Source organism: Thalassospira sp. CH_XMU1420-2 (assembly GCF_037029325.1).
GTDB classification, from domain to species: domain Bacteria; phylum Pseudomonadota; class Alphaproteobacteria; order Rhodospirillales; family Thalassospiraceae; genus Thalassospira; species Thalassospira povalilytica.
The window spans coordinates 595,308-612,158 of the sequence record NZ_JAYMEG010000001.1 but is presented as its reverse complement, the minus strand read 5'-3'; the positions used below and the strand labels follow the sequence as shown (position 1 = coordinate 612,158).

15 protein-coding genes are annotated in these 16,851 nt (G+C 55.1%); 10 read left to right on the top strand and 5 right to left on the bottom strand.

The features are described from left to right. Positions 1-91 precede the first annotated feature (91 nt). Positions 92-1,558 (top strand): xylulokinase, encoded by a 1,467-nt coding sequence (gene xylB / locus WA429_RS02710; protein ID WP_287464338.1) that lies wholly within the window; start codon positions 92-94, stop codon positions 1,556-1,558. Positions 1,559-1,700: 142 nt separating this feature from the next. Continuing rightward, positions 1,701-2,624, top strand: a complete 924-nt coding sequence (gene rbsK / locus WA429_RS02705; RefSeq protein ID WP_287464339.1) for a ribokinase — start codon at positions 1,701-1,703, stop codon at positions 2,622-2,624. 21 nt (positions 2,625-2,645) lie between these two features. Here rbsK and WA429_RS02700 read toward each other — a convergent pair whose 3' ends face one another. Next, on the bottom strand, positions 2,646-3,206 hold the full coding sequence (locus tag WA429_RS02700) for a TlpA disulfide reductase family protein (protein WP_287464340.1): 561 nt from the start codon (positions 3,204-3,206) through the stop codon (positions 2,646-2,648). Positions 3,207-3,236: 30 nt separating this feature from the next. Here WA429_RS02700 and argH point away from each other — a divergent pair, with 30 nt between their 5' ends. The 4 genes from argH to WA429_RS02680 all read left to right on the top strand — a co-directional run bounded on the left by argH (position 3,237) and on the right by WA429_RS02680 (position 8,669). Further along, positions 3,237-4,652: an argininosuccinate lyase gene (argH, locus tag WA429_RS02695; RefSeq protein ID WP_101245382.1), complete on the top strand. Its 1,416-nt coding sequence runs from the start codon at positions 3,237-3,239 to the stop codon at positions 4,650-4,652. After that, positions 4,649-4,795 carry an LPS translocon maturation chaperone LptM gene (gene lptM / locus WA429_RS02690; RefSeq protein ID WP_170310066.1) on the top strand — a complete coding sequence of 49 codons (147 nt, stop codon included), beginning with the start codon at positions 4,649-4,651 and terminating at the stop codon, positions 4,793-4,795. Before argH ends, lptM begins: the two co-directional genes overlap by 4 nt. Continuing rightward, positions 4,792-6,063: a diaminopimelate decarboxylase gene (lysA, locus tag WA429_RS02685; protein WP_101245381.1), complete on the top strand. Its 1,272-nt coding sequence runs from the start codon at positions 4,792-4,794 to the stop codon at positions 6,061-6,063. Before lptM ends, lysA begins: the two co-directional genes overlap by 4 nt. Positions 6,064-6,236: 173 nt before the next feature. Then, a complete protein-coding gene (locus tag WA429_RS02680) occupies positions 6,237-8,669 on the top strand; it encodes a DUF4175 domain-containing protein (protein WP_101245380.1) in 2,433 nt (810 codons plus the stop codon). A 94-nt stretch (positions 8,670-8,763) separates the two neighbouring features. On the opposite strand, the gene WA429_RS02675 is transcribed toward WA429_RS02680, so the two are convergent. Beyond that, positions 8,764-9,591: a DUF3426 domain-containing protein gene (locus tag WA429_RS02675; protein WP_101245379.1), complete on the bottom strand. Its 828-nt coding sequence runs from the start codon at positions 9,589-9,591 to the stop codon at positions 8,764-8,766. A 358-nt stretch (positions 9,592-9,949) separates the two neighbouring features. On the opposite strand from WA429_RS02675, the gene ftsE reads away from it, so the two are divergent. The 4 genes from ftsE (at position 9,950) to WA429_RS02655 (ending at position 13,339) form a co-directional block, all read left to right on the top strand. Continuing rightward, positions 9,950-10,627 carry a cell division ATP-binding protein FtsE gene (ftsE, locus tag WA429_RS02670; protein ID WP_287464341.1) on the top strand — a complete coding sequence of 226 codons (678 nt, stop codon included), beginning with the start codon at positions 9,950-9,952 and terminating at the stop codon, positions 10,625-10,627. Between the two features lie 51 nt (positions 10,628-10,678). Further along, positions 10,679-11,581, top strand: coding sequence for a cell division protein FtsX (locus WA429_RS02665; protein ID WP_101245377.1), 903 nt, complete (start codon positions 10,679-10,681; stop codon positions 11,579-11,581). Positions 11,582-11,699: 118 nt separating this feature from the next. Then, a complete protein-coding gene (locus WA429_RS02660) occupies positions 11,700-12,419 on the top strand; it encodes a YdcF family protein (RefSeq protein ID WP_101245376.1) in 720 nt (239 codons plus the stop codon). A gap of 101 nt (positions 12,420-12,520) precedes the next feature. Then, positions 12,521-13,339, top strand: a complete 819-nt coding sequence (locus tag WA429_RS02655; protein WP_101245375.1) for a lysophospholipid acyltransferase family protein — start codon at positions 12,521-12,523, stop codon at positions 13,337-13,339. Between the two features lie 138 nt (positions 13,340-13,477). Here the strand turns inward: WA429_RS02655 and WA429_RS02650 are convergent, their stop codons facing one another. The 3 genes from WA429_RS02650 to WA429_RS02640 form a co-directional block, all read right to left on the bottom strand. Then, on the bottom strand, positions 13,478-14,443 hold the full coding sequence (locus tag WA429_RS02650; protein ID WP_101245374.1) for a DMT family transporter: 966 nt from the start codon (positions 14,441-14,443) through the stop codon (positions 13,478-13,480). Further along, positions 14,443-15,003, bottom strand: coding sequence for a gamma-glutamylcyclotransferase (locus tag WA429_RS02645; RefSeq protein WP_114112827.1), 561 nt, complete (start codon positions 15,001-15,003; stop codon positions 14,443-14,445). The genes WA429_RS02650 and WA429_RS02645 overlap by 1 nt, the downstream gene beginning before the upstream one ends. A 244-nt stretch (positions 15,004-15,247) precedes the next feature. After that, entirely contained in the window at positions 15,248-16,846 is a 1,599-nt protein-coding gene (locus WA429_RS02640) for a tripartite tricarboxylate transporter permease (RefSeq protein WP_287464342.1), read from the bottom strand. Positions 16,847-16,851 lie beyond the last annotated feature (5 nt).

Sequence of the window (16,851 nt, the reverse complement as noted above, 5' to 3'; positions counted from 1 at the left end):
GACCGCCAACCATCTGGAATAAGGTCCGTTAAAACCCGCACGGATGGAATGCGGGACAAAATGACAAAAGAAGTCTGGAGGCCGTCCGAAAATGTATCTCGGAATTGATGTCGGCACATCGGCCGTCAAGGCATTGCTGATTGACGAACACTCGGCCACGGTTGCCGAGACAGATATTCCTTTGTCGGTATCAAACCCCCACCCGTTCTGGAGCGAACAGAACCCCGATGACTGGTGGGACGCGACATTGCGCGCGATTGATGCCCTGCACCATCAAAATCCGGGGGCTGTTGCCGCCACCCGCGCGATTGGCCTGTCCGGACAGATGCATGGCGCGACGTTGCTTGATGAAAATGACAAACCGTTGCGCCCGGCAATTCTGTGGAATGACGGCCGTGCCAAGGCCGAGTGTGACAAACTTGATGCCATGCTGCCCGATCTCGGGACAAGGGCCGGTGTCGCGACCATGCCGGGCATGACTGCACCGAAAATGCTGTGGCTGCAAAAACATGAACCCGACATCTTTGCCAAAGTACGCACCATCCTGTTGCCCAAGGACTATATCCGGTTTTGCCTGTCTGGTGACAAGGTAACGGAAATGTCCGATGCGGCCGGGACCTTGTGGCTTGATGAAGAAAGCCGCAGCTGGAACAGGGCAGCGATCGATGCCTGCGGGCTTTCGATGGACCAAATCCCCGAACTGGTCGAAGGATCGGACATTACCGGAACTTTGCGGGCCGAACTTGTCAAACGCTGGGGCATGAAGGGTGACGTCATCATTGCCGGTGGCGGGGGTGATGCCGCGACCGGCGGCATTGGTGTTGGTGCCGTCAGTCACGGTGACGGGTTCATATCGCTTGGCACATCTTCACAGATTTTTGTCGCATCGGACAAATACCGCCCAAAACCCGAAGAACTTCTGCACAGCTTCACCCATGCCATTCCGGCCCACTGGTTCCAGATGGCCGTTCTGCTGAACGGGGCCAGTTGCCTGCAATGGGCGGCAAAGTTGCTTGGCGAAAGTGATATTGGCAGTTTGCTGAAACGGGTTGAGGCCCAGCATCATAAGCCCGCCGATATCGTCTTTCTGCCCTATCTGAACGGGGAACGGACACCGCATAACAATCCCTATGCGCGCGGGGTGTTTTTTGGCCTGGGCAGTGACACATCGCGCGAAGCCATGGTGCAATCGGTTCTCGAAGGAGTGGCCTTTGCACTGAGTGACGCACAATCGCGTCTGCATGCCGCCGGGACCCGCTGTGCCCTGCCCGGTGTGATTGGTGGCGGCGCAAGAAGCCGTTACTGGATCCAGTTGATATCCGACATCATGGGCACGCCCCTTGCCCGATATGAAGGTGCGGCCAAAGGTCCGGCATTCGGTGCCGCACGTCTGGCGCGACTGGCCCTGACACAGGAAGCAGTCGAAGATGTATGCCTGAAACCGGTTATCGAGGAAATTATCGAACCGGACACGTCACGACATGCATCCTATCAGCCGCGCTTTGCAAAGTTCCGCAGGCTTTATAATGCACTGGCCGATGAATTTACGCCCGATTGAAAATGACCTTCCCGACGCACCAACCGCACATATTTCCGAAGACGCCCGCGATCATGAGTAAATTAATCTCCTGCCTTCTTTAAACCAATGATTTAACACCAACATTAGTACGAGTATTAATTTTCGACCATTTGGATAGTCCATGAGTATTGCAGTTGTCGGAAGCTCGAACATTGATTTCGCAGCACGCGTAGCCAAGCTTCCGAAACCGGGTCAGACCGTCCCGGCAAAGGAATATATCTCGGGCCCCGGGGGCAAGGGATGTAACCAGGCGCTGGCCATCGCACGTCTTGGCGTTTCCCCCGTTTTCATATCAAAGATCGGTGACGATGCACTCGGCCGGCAACTGGTGACCAGCCTTGCCGCCGAAGGCATCGATACCAGCCACCTGATCATTGCCGATGCCGCACAGACGGGTACGGCCCTGATTTCAATTGATGAAGCCGGTGAAAACATGATCACGGTCGTTGGCGGTGCCAACATGACGATGACCCGTGGCGATTTGCATGAAAAACAGGATTATCTGCGCGACTGCGACTATTTGCTGCTGCAACTTGAATGCCCGGTGGTCGCTGTCGATTGCGCGATCAAATATGCGCGTGAAGGCGGGGCAAAAATCATGCTTGATCCCGCCCCCGTACCCGATCACATGGTGATGCGCGATCTTTTGGCGCTGACCGATATCGTCACCCCCAACAGCACCGAATGCCGCGCCATGACGGGCATCGAACCGGTTGATGAAGCCAGCGCAAAGAAGGCCGCAAAGGTCCTTCATGACATGGGTCCCAAAACCGTGATCATTAAAATGGGGCGTGAAGGCGCCTATTATTCAACACCCGACATGTCGGGGCTGGTCGCGTCTTTTACCGTCAGTGCCATTGATACGGTCGGTGCGGGGGATTGCTTTAATGCCGGACTTGCGGTTGCCCTGCATAACGGGCAGGCCCTTCCAGATGCCGTGCGGTTTGCATGTGCGACCGGCGCACTGGCAACCACCCGAAACGGGGCCGGCGATGCCGCCCCCACCCTTGATCAGGTTCTTGCCTTACTGGAACCAGGAAACTGATGGCGGCTTGCGGTTCTGAGATCAGGATGTCTGTTCGATCAGATCGTTAAAATAGGAAATGACATCGGGGGCATCCCAGCGCGCGATGCCTTCGAGCTTGCCGCGCACCACACCGTGACCATCAATCACGAAACTGGTCGGAAGACCGCGCGCCCCCATTTTGCGGGCGGTTGTCCCGCGCGGGTCAAGAACGACATCCAGATTGTCGATTCCATTCTTTTCAAAGAATTCCGTAACGGCAGCCGCCCCGCCACGATCCTGACTAAGGGCAAGAACACGGAACGGCTTTCCATCCATTTCCGCAGCCAGTCGGTCAAGTTCCGGCATTTCCTTGACACAGGGCACACACCAGGTCGCCCACAGATTTACCAGAATAACCTGACCTTTCAGTTGGTTAAGCTGTTTTTCATCGCCATTTTCATCAACAAAGGTAACGCCATCTGGCAAAGAACCATCATCAGATGGCGCCACCATCTTTGAAAGTTCTTGTGGTAATTGCGTATCTGCAAAGGCAGGGGTTGCATAAATGCCCGATATGGCGACAATCACGCCCAGTTTTACGTAACGAAGCAAAGCCTTCACAACACCCACCTTCCAATACTGCGGATCAAGATGACCGATCAAAACGCTACCGACCAGAAAAACGCCAACTCCCTGTGGGGAGGTCGCTTTGAAGCAGGACCGTCTGCCATCATGGAAGAAATCAATGCTTCCATCGGCTTTGACAAGCGCCTTTATGCCCAGGACATCCAGGGCTCCAAAGCCCACTGCGCGATGCTGGTCAAGCAGAACATCATCCCCGCAGAAGATGGCGAAAAGATAACCAATGGTCTAGACCAGATCCTTCAAGAAATCGAGAGCGGTCAGTTCAAGTTTTCGAGCGCACTTGAAGACATTCACATGAATGTCGAAAGCCGCCTGCGCGAACTGATCGGCCCGGCGGCTGGTCGCCTGCATACTGCGCGTTCGCGTAACGATCAGGTCGCAACCGATTTCAAACTGTGGGTCCGTGATGTTGCCCTTGCCGATCTCGAAGCCGGCCTTAAGGGACTTCAGGAAGCCCTGATTTCACAGGCTGAAACCCATGCTGAAACCATCATGCCGGGCTTCACCCATCTTCAGGCGGCCCAGCCGGTGACATTTGGCCATCATCTTCTGGCCTATGTTGAAATGTTTGGTCGTGACCGTGGTCGTGTGGCCGATTGCCGGACGCGTGTGAATGAAAACCCGCTGGGGTCCGCGGCCCTTGCCGGGACGCCCTATCCGATTGACCGTCACCTGACGGCAAGTACGCTTGGCTTTGATCGCCCGACGGCGAACTCGCTTGATGCGGTATCGGATCGTGACTTTGCACTGGAATATCTGAACGCGGCATCAATTGCCGCCATGCATCTGTCGCGCCTGGCCGAGGAAATGGTTATCTGGTGTTCGGCACAGTTCCGCTTTATCGGGATGTCCGACAAGTTTTCGACCGGTTCATCCATCATGCCGCAGAAACGCAACCCGGATGCCGCCGAACTGATCCGGTCGAAAATCGGCCGTATTGTTGGCTGCTATAATTCCCTGATGCTGTCGATGAAGGGGCTTCCGCTGGCCTATTCCAAGGATATGCAGGAAGACAAGGAACCGGTATTCGAGGCTCACGATCATCTGGGTCTGTGCGTTGCTGCCATGACCGGCATGGTTGCCGACATGAAGGTCTATGCCGATAACATGCGCGCAGCTGCCGGTGCCGGTTACACCACCGCAACCGATCTTGCTGACTGGCTTGTTGCCGAACTTGGCATGCCGTTCCGTGACGCCCACCATGTGGTTGGCGCAACCGTGAAACTGGCAGAGTCCAAAGGGTGCGATCTTGATCAGCTTTCCCTTGAAGATCTTCAGGGGATCGAGCCGAAAATCACCAATGCAGTATATGACGTTCTGACTGTCGAAGCATCGGTCGCCGCCCGCCAGAGCTTTGGCGGAACTGCACCGGTTCGCGTCAAGGAATCCGTCAAGGCAGCAAAGGAAAGGTTTCTGAAATGACCCCCGCCTTGCTTAAACGCGGCACCGTGATCACACTGGCAATCATGCTTGGTCTTTCGGTGGCGGCTTGCGGCAAAAAAGGCCCGCTCGAACCGCCAACCGATAAAGGTTATGAATATCCAAGGGACTACCCGGCGCAATGAACCACTTTGAATATATTAATGGCGTGCTTCACGCCGAAGGTGTCTCGATCCCGGAAATGGCAGAAAAAGTCGGCACGCCGTTTTTCTGTTATTCGACCGCGACGCTTGAACGTCACTACAATGTCTATGCCGATGCGTTCGAGGGGCTTGATGCCACCGTCTGCTTTGCGGTCAAGGCGAACTCGAACCAGGCGGTTCTCAAGACCCTCGCCAATCTTGGCGCTGGCGCTGATGTCGTCTCGGTTGGCGAGATGCGCCGTGCACTGCGCGCCGGTATTGATCCCGCCAAGATCATCTTTTCGGGTGTGGGCAAAGCCGACGCCGAAATGCGCGAAGCCCTTGAAGCCGGTATCGCGCAGATCAATGTCGAAAGCATCCCGGAACTGGTCGAACTTAACCGTGTTGCCATCGACATGGGGACAAAGGCGCGTATTGCATTGCGCATCAACCCGCATGTCGATGCCAAAACCCACGAAAAGATCGCAACCGGCAAGGCCGAAAACAAGTTTGGCATCGACTGGACCCGTGCGATTGAAGTGTACCGCGATGCTGCGGCCATGGACGGTATCGAGGTTACCGGCATTGCCATGCATATCGGATCCCAGTTGACCGACCTGACCCCCTTCCGCGAGGCATTTACCCGCCTTGCCGATCTGGTCGAACAGCTTCGTTCCGAAGGCATTGAAATCCGCAATCTTGATCTTGGTGGCGGTCTTGGCATTGCCTATCAGGGTGAAACACCGCCGCTTCCTGATGCCTATGGACAGATGGTGCGCGAAACGGTCGGTCATCTTGGCTGCCACATCACCCTTGAACCGGGCCGCCTGATTGCCGGCAATGCCGGGATCATGGTGTCACGCGTCATGTATATCAAAGACGGCGAAGCCAAACGCTTTGTCATCCTTGACGCCGCGATGAACGATCTGATCCGTCCGACACTATACAGCGCCTATCACGAAATCATCCCGGTTGATGAACAGGGCGAAGATGACGTACAGGCGACCGTCGATGTCGTTGGTCCGGTTTGCGAAACCGGTGACACCTTTGGCAAGGATCGCAAACTTCCTGATGACCTTAAGGCCGGTGATCTGGTTGCGGTCATGTCGGCTGGTGCCTATGGCGCGGTGATGTCATCAACCTATAACACCCGCGCATTGACGCCGGAAGTTCTGGTCAAGGGCAACAATTTTGCGATTGTGCGCCCGCGTCAGGAAATCGATCAGCTGATCAATATGGATCAGATCCCGGCCTGGCTTGGAAACTCATAAGCCATAAGACCGGTCCTGAAACACATCCGGGTGGTCCGTTGATTGCGGGCCACCCTTTTTATTTCCGCCACATCTTCGGGAATAGCTTGACCCGTCCTGCCAAAACCCCAAGCTTTAAAGGGTAGCATTGCGATTAATCTCGCAACTTTTGGCAATCAGGGACGACCGGTCGCATGTCGTTGATACCACCCTATCCCGGAATGGAACGCCATGTGCGCAGAACGCGCATGGTCATGATATGGGAAGCGGCCTGGCCCTGTCTGATCCCGTCATTATCGATCGTGCTTCTGACCGGTGGATTGACGCTTACCGGGACGTTCGAATTTTTGCCGGCCACCGGTCATATCATGTTGCTGTCGATTTTGTCGGTCGTTACCATGATTGCCGCAGTCGCCCCGTGGCGGAATTTCCGCTGGCCAACAAGACGCGATATCCTGCACCGGCTTGAAATCGAAAACGGGCTTTCAAACAACCCGTTGCAAAGTCTTGAAGATCATATTGATGAAACAGATGATCCGCTGACCAGTTTCCTGTGGCAACGCCAGTTGGGTCTGCATGAAAGGACGCTGGGGCAGCTTCGCCTGCCGCGGCCGATCCCGGCACTGACGCGCATTGACCGTTTCGGGCTGACCGCCATTCCCGTTTTATTGATCTTTGTCGGGCTGCTTGCCGGTCACGACCATATATCCGAACGGTTTTCAAAGGCGTTCAGCCCCCTGCAACGCCTTGGTGCCGCGGACTTTAGTGCGACACTCTGGGTCACCCCGCCGGCCTATACCGGACAGGTCCCGCGCGTATTGCGATTTAATGCAGTTTCATCTGACAGCGGGACGACTTCATCTTCAAGTGATACGGACACCACCCCAACGACCGAGAGCAAGGTCATTACGGTCAAGGTCCCGGTTGGATCAACACTGGATGGCAGCATTTCCAGCATCTGGCAACCAACCCTGACCGCGCCGGACGGGGCACGCGACTTCACCGAAAGCAGTGAAAACAGCTATGTTCTGTCAACAGCAATCGAACAATCCGGTGAGTGGCGCATATCTGTCTGGGGCAATGACCGGCTGACCCTGAATATCGAACTGGTGCCGGACAAGGCACCAAACCTTTCCTTTGTCAGTTCACCCGCCATAACCCGGCGCGACCATGTCCGGCTGGATTATACGGCCAATGATGATTACGGCCTGGCGAAGCTTGATCTTGTGATCACGCCTGCCCCCGATGACGGGTCATATGACCAGTATGGCCCGATTGAAAAGATCGTGATTGATGTTCGCGGCGAAGGCATCAGCCAAACAGCAATGCCAACCCGTATAGAAGGACCACGTTTCATTGATCTTGTTGCGCATCCCTGGGCGGGATTGCCGGTCAATATCCAGTTGGTGTCGCAAGACAATGCCGGTCAAACCGGACAAAGCGACATCAGGTCATTGATGTTGCCCGAACGCGAATTCACCCATCCGGTTGCGCAAAAGCTGATTGCCATCCGACGCGGGCTGTTACGTTATCCCGAGCGTGCACTTGAAATGCACCAGGCAATCTTGCCAATCCTTTATGCCCCACAGGCCTTCAATGGGCATATCGGAGTGTTTCTTGCATTGTCGGTTGCCGAAAACCGGCTGGCGGCAAATCTGCATGACCGTGCTGTTCATCAGGATGTCGCGGGCCTTCTTTGGCACATTGCCGAGGAGGTCGAGCGGGGCAGTTACGGCATTGCCGAACGCAACCTGATGGAGGCCGAGGAACGGCTGCTTGAAGCGTTACAAAACCCCGATATCACCGAAACCGAGATTGCCCGCCTGATCGAGGAATACCGTCAGGCGCTGAACGAATATCTGGCCGCATTGACCCGCGAAAGTCCCCAGATGGGCGAAGATCAGCCCGAAGCATCCGCCACCCTCGAACAGCAGGATCTTTCGCGTATCATTGATCAGATTGATGCGCTGATGCGGGCCGGTGCGCGTGATCAGGCACGCCAACTGATTGATCGCCTGCGCGAACTGGTCGAAAACATGCAGGTCACCACCGGTGAAGGCGGCATGGACATCACGTCCACCCTGCGCGAAATGCTTGATGGGATGCGTGATCTGGCGCGCCGCCAACAGGACCTTATGAACCAGGGCGACAATTCATCAGCCCAATCTGGCCCGGTTCCACGTGCCAATCAGCAACAGGGTCTTGCCGATGATGCTACCGACATCATGAACAGTCCGGGTATCAACCAGTTTGGTGATGTCAGCGGCATGAATACGGTCATTGATGCCATGCGCGGGGCTGCAGATGCGCTTGGACATAACCGCTCACACGAGGCATTGCAGTTCCAAAGACAGGCGATGGAAGCCTTGCAACAGGGCATTGGCGAGATCAGCCGCGCACTTGAAGGTCTGAGCCAGATGGCCCCGATGCTCGAAGATTTGGAAGGAACCGGCCGCCGGGACCCGTTGGGCCGCCCGGTCGGTGGCGATGGCACCACCATCATTCCCGATGTGAATACCCTGGAACGGGCATGGCGCATCCTTCAGGAATTGCGCCGCCGGTCCGGTGATCCAGATCGCCCGCAAATCGAACAGGAATATATCGACAGATTGCTGAAACGGTTCTGAGCATTACCAGCCCACCAACAAGGACCAAGGTACCCCAGACACAAAAAAGGCAGCGTATGACAACGCTGCCTTTTGATTTGATCGATCGGGTTCCTTACGGCTCGACCGCTTCGCGCGGATCAAGGAAGGTAACCTGCAACCGGGTTGCCGTCGGGTTCGGACGACGGATTTTGGTTTCGACCGTCAGGCTTTCGCCAACCGGCAACATTTGCTGTTCCATCGGCATTTCAGCACCGGCGGGCACTTTGGATTCGTCATAGATCAGCGGAACCTTTTTGCGCTGGACCACACGATCGAGCGGATCAAGCAGCTCGATCAGAAGATAGGGCAGTACGCGCGGTTCTTCGCTGATATTGACGATCTCGGCACGGACGACCAGAACATCAACACCGTCTTCATCTTCACGGGTCGGCGGCAATTCCCGAATATCAAGGCCTTCGCCAACATGGGGCACATCAAGCCCGATCATGTCATAGACCTTGGCAACCGGCGGCCACAGATTGATCAGGTAATCCTTGGCAAAATAGCCACCCGCACCAATGCCGCCAATCAGCAACAGGAAGATGATCCAGCCAACGATACCCTTTTTCTTTTTGGGTTCGGGCTTGGGATTATTGCGAATCAGCTGCTGGGGAATGGGCGGCGGATCGGGGATCTTGTCCGCTTCTTCAAATCCGGGATCAACTTGTCCCCCACCCATCTGGTCGGCATTGAAGTCCGCACCAAGCGAGCCTTCCTGATTGAAGGGTGGCGGAAGATCATTTTCCGGTGCTGCGGGCTGTGGCGCAGGCTTCTTTGCCCCCGGCGGGTCCTGATGCCAGCTATTGCCGCAGCTTTTACAGCGCACGGTTCGGCCTTTTGGACCGATTGCTTCTGTTTTAACTGAGTATTTCTTTGAACACTCTGGGCAAGTAATGATCATTGCAAACCTGGCATTTCGATGACAGCGGCATCAAACATCGGGGACAACAAAGCATGCACGACTGACGATCCCCCAATCACGTCAGCAGTGAATTACACTATATGTAAATAGCCGCGATTTAACAGACTGTTAAGTACAGATAACAGAAGCTGCCCGGATTTGGGTGTCTAATCGTTGCCTAATTGCTGCGAACATGGCATCCGAAAGCATACGAAATCCGGGTAAACCGATTTGGTCATTTCCGATATTGTCATGGCAAACGTGAATTCCAACCGTGCCAGACCATAGAGAAACCCTTGATCATTTGCCCCGGCACACGCCAATGTAGACCGTCATTCTGCCAGATGGAGCACCGATTTTGACCGAAGTTGTCAGTTTCAGGAATGTCGGGGTCCGATACGAATCCGGGCCGGAAATTTTGCGCGACCTGAATTTTTCTTTGGGCCGTGGTAGTTTCCATTTCCTGACCGGGGCTTCCGGGGCGGGCAAATCGACGCTGATGCGACTTTTATATCTGGCGTTGCGTCAAACCCGTGGCGAAATCAATATTTTCGGTCGCGACAATATCCGCATCCCGCGCGAAGAACTGCCTGCGATTCGCCGAAAAATCGGCGTCGTCTTTCAGGACTTCCGTCTGATCAATCACCTGACGACCTTTGAAAACGTTGCCTTGCCGTTGCGGGTCGCCGGGGTTGAGGATCTGCAAATCCGCAAAAACGTGACCGAACTTCTCGAATGGGTCGGTTTGGGCGATCATATCAATGCCCAACCATCACGACTTTCGGGTGGTCAACAACAACGTGTCGCCATCGCTCGCGCCGTGATCGGCCGTCCGGCCCTGTTGCTGGCCGATGAGCCGACGGGGAACGTCGATGACCGAATCGCCATGCGGTTGCTATATCTGTTTGAAGAACTGAACAAACTGGGCACCACTGTTCTGATCGCCACCCATAACCGGCAACTGGTCAGGCGATTTGGTCATACGCAGTGGCTTCTCGAAGGTGGCACCCTTCACGAGGTCACCCACAGCGGCTGACGACGACCTGAACGACAAGATCAAACCGATCAACAGGACCAAACGACGATCATGGCATTTCGCGCACATCCATCGCATCTACCGCTTGAAAGCGATTCATCCTCGCGCTTTTTGCCGAGCATCGTCGCCCTGATGGTGGCCTTGCTGACTTTTTCGATTGTCGGCCTTGCGGCCCTGCATGACAGCGTTGGTCAATGGTCTGGCCAGATCGAAGGCAGCCTGTCCATTCAGGTCCCGCCAACCGAACTTGCCAACCGGTCACCTGATGAACGTGAACAGGCGCTGCAAAATACCGTTGATGCAATCATTGATGATGTCTCCGACATGCCCGGCATTGCCCGGATCGAGGAACTCAGCCCTGATACGATGGCGGCCTTGCTTGAACCGTGGCTTGGCCCGGATGAAGTTGTCAGTGAACTTCCCATCCCGCGCATTATCGAAATCACCCCCGAAACTGGGTTCAATTACGACGCGCTTGAAAGCCGCCTTGGCGTCATTGCGCCCGAGGCGGTTCTTGATGATCATCGCATCTGGATCGAACGCATTGCCGATGTCGCTTTCTCGGTCGAACTTGCCTTGTCACTGCTGATTGTTGTGCTGTTCGGGGCCACCATGCTTTCGGTGGTTTTTGCAACCCGTTCGGGCCTTTCGATCCATCATCGGATCATTGAATTGCTCCATTTGATCGGGGCGCAGGACGGCTATATCGCCAAACAGTTCGGACGTCATAACCAGCGGCTGGCGTTTTTCGGGGCCTTGATCGGCCTTCTGATTGCCCTTCCTGTATCGGCCCTGATCGCCTGGCTTGGTCTGCGGGCTGGCTGGCCGATCCCGTCACTTGTCCTTAGCCCGACTTTCATTGCGCTGATTGTGGCCATTCCCTTTATCGTTGCGATGGTGGCCGGGATCACAGCAACACGCACGGTTCTTCGTGTATTGCACCGAATGTTGTAACCCGCCGCCCGGCTCCGTATAGTCCGTTTGTAGAGCTGCTTCCCTTTTGGGATCATGGCCTTGGCCACCTCAGGAGACCCGAACACATGCCCGCGCACTGCTATCCAGGCTCGCATTCATGAATAAGCCACCGCTCAGCGTGCAGCACCGTCGCCGGTTCCGCCGGTTTCGTTTTCTGCTTTCAATGTTGATTGTATGTGCACTGGTGTGGGCTGCCGGGTTTGTCTGGTATGTCAGCTCGATCCCGGTTTCCGTCGAAAACACCGATCAGCATACCGATGCCATTGTGGTTCTGACCGGGGGTAGTGAACGCCTTTCGGAAGGGCGCCGTTTGCTGACCCGTGGCATGGCTGACAAGCTTTTCATTTCCGGTGTGTATCGCGGTGTTGAAGTTGATGAACTTCTGTCGGTCGGAAAGTCAGACCCGCGCCTGATATCCTGTTGTGTGGTTCTGGGACATGTCGCTGAAAACACGCGCGGCAACGCACTGGAGACAGCGGTCTGGGTCTATGAAGAAGGGTATAAAAGCCTTCGCATTGTGACCGCGAACTATCACATGCCGCGATCGATGCTTGAATTCAAAAGTCTGATGCCCGATGTCGAGATCATCCCGCACCCGGTCTTTCCCGATAATGTCAAAATCGATAACTGGTGGCGGTTCCCGGGAAGCACGGCGCTGATTGCCAGTGAATTCAACAAATATATGTTTGCCAGCCTGCGCAACACGCTGTTGCAATGGTTGCCCGATGGCAATCATCCGGGCTTGCGCGGTCCCGGTGATGCATCCCCCGCCCCGCAGGATTATTCCGCATCGAATGCAACAGGCAAAGGCAGTTGAACAATCGGCATTTTCCGATTGCAATATAGCTGTTACAAAGCAGTAAATATCAAGATCATGTAAGTGGGTTTAGACCCAAGGCGTATGAAGGACTTTTCTGTATGAGAACCCTCCGCGCGTTACTGTTTAACGTGTTGTTTTTCGGTGGAACGGCGATTTTGTGCCTCAGCCTGATCCCGTTAATGTTGTTTGGGCGCAAGGCCAATCAGTTTGTCGGTCATGCCTGGTGTCGGCTGGTACAGTTCATGCTGCGCTATTCGGTAGGCATGCGCAAACGAATTACCGGACTGGAAAACCTGCCGGATGGTCCCTGTATTCTGGTGGCAAAGCATCAGTCTGCGTGGGAAACACTGACCTTCCATACCGTGGTTACCGATCCGGCCTATATCCTGAAAAAGGAACTGACGAAAATTCCGGTCTTTGGACAGTTCCTGACACTTTCGGGGCAGATTGCCGTTGACCGTTCGGCAGGTGGATCCGCCCTTAAGGACATGATCAAAGGTGCCGCCGAAGCACTGGCAGAAAACCGCCAGGTGGTGATCTTCCCGGAAGGAACGCGAACACCACCCGGTTCAGACCGCCCGTACCATCCGGGTATCTATGCGCTGTATAAAGCGTTCCCGCAATATAAGGTGATACCTGTTGCGTTGAATTCCGGCATGTTCTGGGGGCGTCACAGTTTCATGAAATATGGCGGCAAGGTCACGATGGAATTCATGAAGCCGATCGAACCCGATCTTGATCGCAAGACCTTTATGAAAGAAATCAAGAACCGCATCGATACCCGAACCCGGGAACTCGAAGCCGAAGCACAGCAGGAATTCAACCTGCCGATGCTGACATCCGATGACATTGCCGCGGAAAAGGCCGATCAGGCAGCCGCCAAACAGCAAGACACCCTTTCGGACAAGGCGTCCTGATCCGGTTTGGGCATGGCTGAAATCCATCACGGCCCGCCCAACCGATACAGCCACATCAGATACAGACCCAACAAATAAAAGGCCGGTGATATTCGTCACCGGCCTTTTTGATTGAATGCGGATCGCGATCCGTGCGGTCTATTTTTTGCGGCGCGTCGCCTGCCAGATGCCAAAGGCAATCAGAACAATCCCGCCCAGGTGATACATATGCAATTCTTCCCCAAGGAAGATGATCGCAAGCACACTGGCAAAGACCGGCATCAGATACAGGAACACCCCGGCATTGGCCGGACCAACCACCGAAACGCCCTTGTTCCAGAACAGATACCCAAGGAAGGCTGGCCCCGCACCGATATAGAAAATCTTGAGCATGTCGGGCCATGCCGGATCAAGATGGGTAAAGAACGGTTCCCCATCAATCAGGATCGACCAGATATAAAGCGGCGTCAAAAAGCACAAGCCGACCAGCGCGGAAACGAAGACAAGGCTCAGCGGATGAACCCCCTTGGGCGCACGTTTCAGCAGCATGGAATAGGCGGCCCACACCATCGCCGAAATCATCGCAAACACATCGCCCGACACGAAATCCATCCGCGCAAAGACCGAAAGGTCCCCTTTGGCAATGATGGTGGCCGTTCCGGCACCGGCGACAAGAACACCGACCCATTGCCCGAGCTTGGGCTTGTCAGCACTGAGGACTGCGGCAAACAACAACACCCAGACCGGGGTTGTCGCATTCAAAAGGCCGGTATTAACCGCCGTCGTGTTATAAGCCGCCAGATAAATCACGACCGAAAACAGGAACACGCCGGTAAAGCCGATCAGGAACATCGACATTTTGTGCTGTGCCATCAGCTTGAGGTCGCGGCGCAAATATTTAAAGCAGACCGGGAACAGCATCACGGCTGCCACGACCCAGCGCCAGAATGACAATGCTTCAAACGGCACGGTCGCATTGACACCGCGCGCCACCACATGGTTCGACCCCCACATCATCGCGCAGGCAATCAGCATCAGATAGGCGACCGTCATCGGGGTATGATCACCAGCCGAACCGGTTGTTGCCGTAGCAGAGCCCTGTGTAAGATTATTCCCCTGCGCCATCAGATACCGGCCCCCATATTGATCTCACCATATTCGCGCCGAACCAGATCCATCAGATCATGCAAGGGCGGGTCGACAATGCCCATCTCGTCAAGATGTTGCACAGTATTTTCAAGATATTCCAGATTGGGGCCAACATTGCCGTGTGCAGCAACAATGATCTCAACAGCCGTACGCACCGGAAGATTGCCGGCATATTGCTGATGGGTCGGATCGGCGACATAGGTATGCGCAATCACGGTTCGACCATCCTCAAGTTCGACTTCAACATCGGCCGGAATATAGGTATTGGTCACAAGTTCCCGTTCATCGAGATACGCCTTGACCGCGTTCCAGTTTTCCGGCGCGATACGAAATGCATTCCCGACACACTCGCCCCCGGCATTCAGGCCAAGAACAAGCCCCGGATTTTCGGGCGTTCCGCGATAATGATGGGAATAGATGCAGAATGACCGGTGATAGCCACGCAATAATGCACGCGACCGCTCGGTAAATTCAAAACCGGGCCGCCACAACAGCGACCCATACCCAAAGACCCATCTTTCTGCGTGCTGAACCAAAATTTCCTCCGGCGACAAGACCTTCCTGCCAGTGCACGCGCCTGATTACAGCGTCTTGCAAGCATCTGGTCAGCAAGGAAGGTGACCCTAATCATTTTCGACTTGTTTGAAAACAACCGAGCACAAAAGAAATGGCTTTCTTTGCCGACCCTGAAAGCAGCCCCGAGATATAAACACCCCGACCGGGTCAAATCACCGGTCGGGGTGCCATGTTTGGGCTGAAATAGGGACCAGGTTATCCCAACTAGCTTTGTGACGCCGCCTTTTGCCGTCCCTGAAGAACCATGCGCACAATCAGGAACCCGGAAAGTCCCAGCATGATTACCGCGATTGGCGATTTCAGAAGGAAGAGCGCATCACCACCACTGGCGGTGAATGCACCGCGGATCAATTGTTCAAGGGCCGGGGCCAACAAGAACCCGATCACGAATGGCAACGTTGAAACCTGAAGTCGTCTGATCAAATAACCGATGACGGCAAATACCAGTGCCGTACCCAAACCACGATACCCGCCATCCTGAACATAGGCAGCTGTCAGCGAAACAAGCAAGATCAGCGGCATGACGATATCTTTGGGAATGCGGGCCATATGCACCAGGAAGCGCATGACAAACCCGCCAAAGGTCCAGTTGAAGATATTGCCCATCACCATCAGCGTGAACAGCCCGAATGCCATGACCAGATCCTTGTTCATGATCATGCCATAGCCGTCAATTTCCTTGATCTCGGTGAATTTGAACACCGATGGACCAAACGAGAAATCGCCAATCGTCTCGACCGCAAGGATCAGGAACACAGCCGCGAAATTCCCCGGAATGCCCAAGCTCATCACCGGAATAAGGTTGGCACCCGATACCGCGGAATTGGCGGCCTCGGTTGCAACCACGCCTTCGGGCGTGCCTTTGCCGAATTCGTCGGGCTTTTTGGAAAGACGCTTGGCCGTGTCATAGGAAAGCGTTGCCGCCGTGGTGGTCCCGATGCCCGGCAGGGCACCGATGACAGTCCCGATGCTTGCCGAACGCAGGATTGCCGGCATCATTCGCAACCGTTCCGCCCATGTGAGCGAGGGCCCCATTTCAGGCGTTTGGGGCAAGCTTTCACGCGCCTTTCGGGCGCGCGACATATCTTCGACACTGATCAGAACTTCTGAAAGAACCAGAACGCCGAGGACCGCCGACGTCAAAGGCACGCCGGAACCAAGACCATCAAGGCCAAGGGTCAGACGCACACCATTCCCCGAAAGCGTTGTGCCAACCAGTGACAGCAGCATCCCCAAAAGCCCGCCAAGCAATCCTTTAAGCGGAGCATTCCCGACAACGGCCGCCATGAAACAAAGCGACAGGATAATCAGGGCCGACTTTTCCGGAAGGTCAAGAACACGTTCAACCGCCACCGCAAATACAGGTGCGGCTACAAACAGCACGATGTCGGAAAAGCTGTCGCCCATGACCGATGCAAAATGGCTGGTCTGGATGGCCTTGCGGGCCTGACCTTTTTGCGCCATCGGATAACCGTCAGCAGTCGTCAGGAACGCATCGGGCGTGCCTGGCGTATTAAACAGGATGGCCGGCACAGCACCGCCAACCGTCGCCCCCTTCATCAGACCGACAAGGCAGCCCAAAACCGGCAGCAATGCTTCGTTCGAATAGCCAAAAACAGATGTCAAAACCGGCAAGGCAAGGGCAAGCGCAAATGGCCCGCTCAGCCCCGGAATGGCACCAAAGAAGATCCCCGATATAATTCCGGTCAGAACCATCAGGACCGGCATCAGCCAGAACTGTCCATCGGCATCAAAGAACACCGAATGGATGCCCAGCCCGATATATTGAAACGCCAATTCCATGATCG

Excerpts from the sequence above, each read along its gene's own strand:
- xylB (WP_287464338.1), top strand. The coding sequence starts at position 92 with ATGTATCTCGGAATTGATGTCGGCACATCGGCCGTCAAGGCATTGCTG.
- rbsK (WP_287464339.1), top strand. The coding sequence starts at position 1,701 with ATGAGTATTGCAGTTGTCGGAAGCTCGAACATTGATTTCGCAGCACGC.
- argH (WP_101245382.1), top strand. The coding sequence starts at position 3,237 with ATGACCGATCAAAACGCTACCGACCAGAAAAACGCCAACTCCCTGTGG.
- lptM (WP_170310066.1), top strand. The coding sequence starts at position 4,649 with ATGACCCCCGCCTTGCTTAAACGCGGCACCGTGATCACACTGGCAATC.
- lysA (WP_101245381.1), top strand. The coding sequence starts at position 4,792 with ATGAACCACTTTGAATATATTAATGGCGTGCTTCACGCCGAAGGTGTC.
- WA429_RS02680 (WP_101245380.1), top strand. The coding sequence starts at position 6,237 with ATGTCGTTGATACCACCCTATCCCGGAATGGAACGCCATGTGCGCAGA.
- WA429_RS02675 (WP_101245379.1), bottom strand. The coding sequence starts at position 9,591 with ATGATCATTACTTGCCCAGAGTGTTCAAAGAAATACTCAGTTAAAACA.
- WA429_RS02665 (WP_101245377.1), top strand. The coding sequence starts at position 10,679 with ATGGCATTTCGCGCACATCCATCGCATCTACCGCTTGAAAGCGATTCA.
- WA429_RS02660 (WP_101245376.1), top strand. The coding sequence starts at position 11,700 with ATGAATAAGCCACCGCTCAGCGTGCAGCACCGTCGCCGGTTCCGCCGG.
- WA429_RS02655 (WP_101245375.1), top strand. The coding sequence starts at position 12,521 with ATGAGAACCCTCCGCGCGTTACTGTTTAACGTGTTGTTTTTCGGTGGA.
- WA429_RS02650 (WP_101245374.1), bottom strand. The coding sequence starts at position 14,443 with ATGGCGCAGGGGAATAATCTTACACAGGGCTCTGCTACGGCAACAACC.
- WA429_RS02640 (WP_287464342.1), bottom strand. The coding sequence starts at position 16,846 with ATGGAATTGGCGTTTCAATATATCGGGCTGGGCATCCATTCGGTGTTC.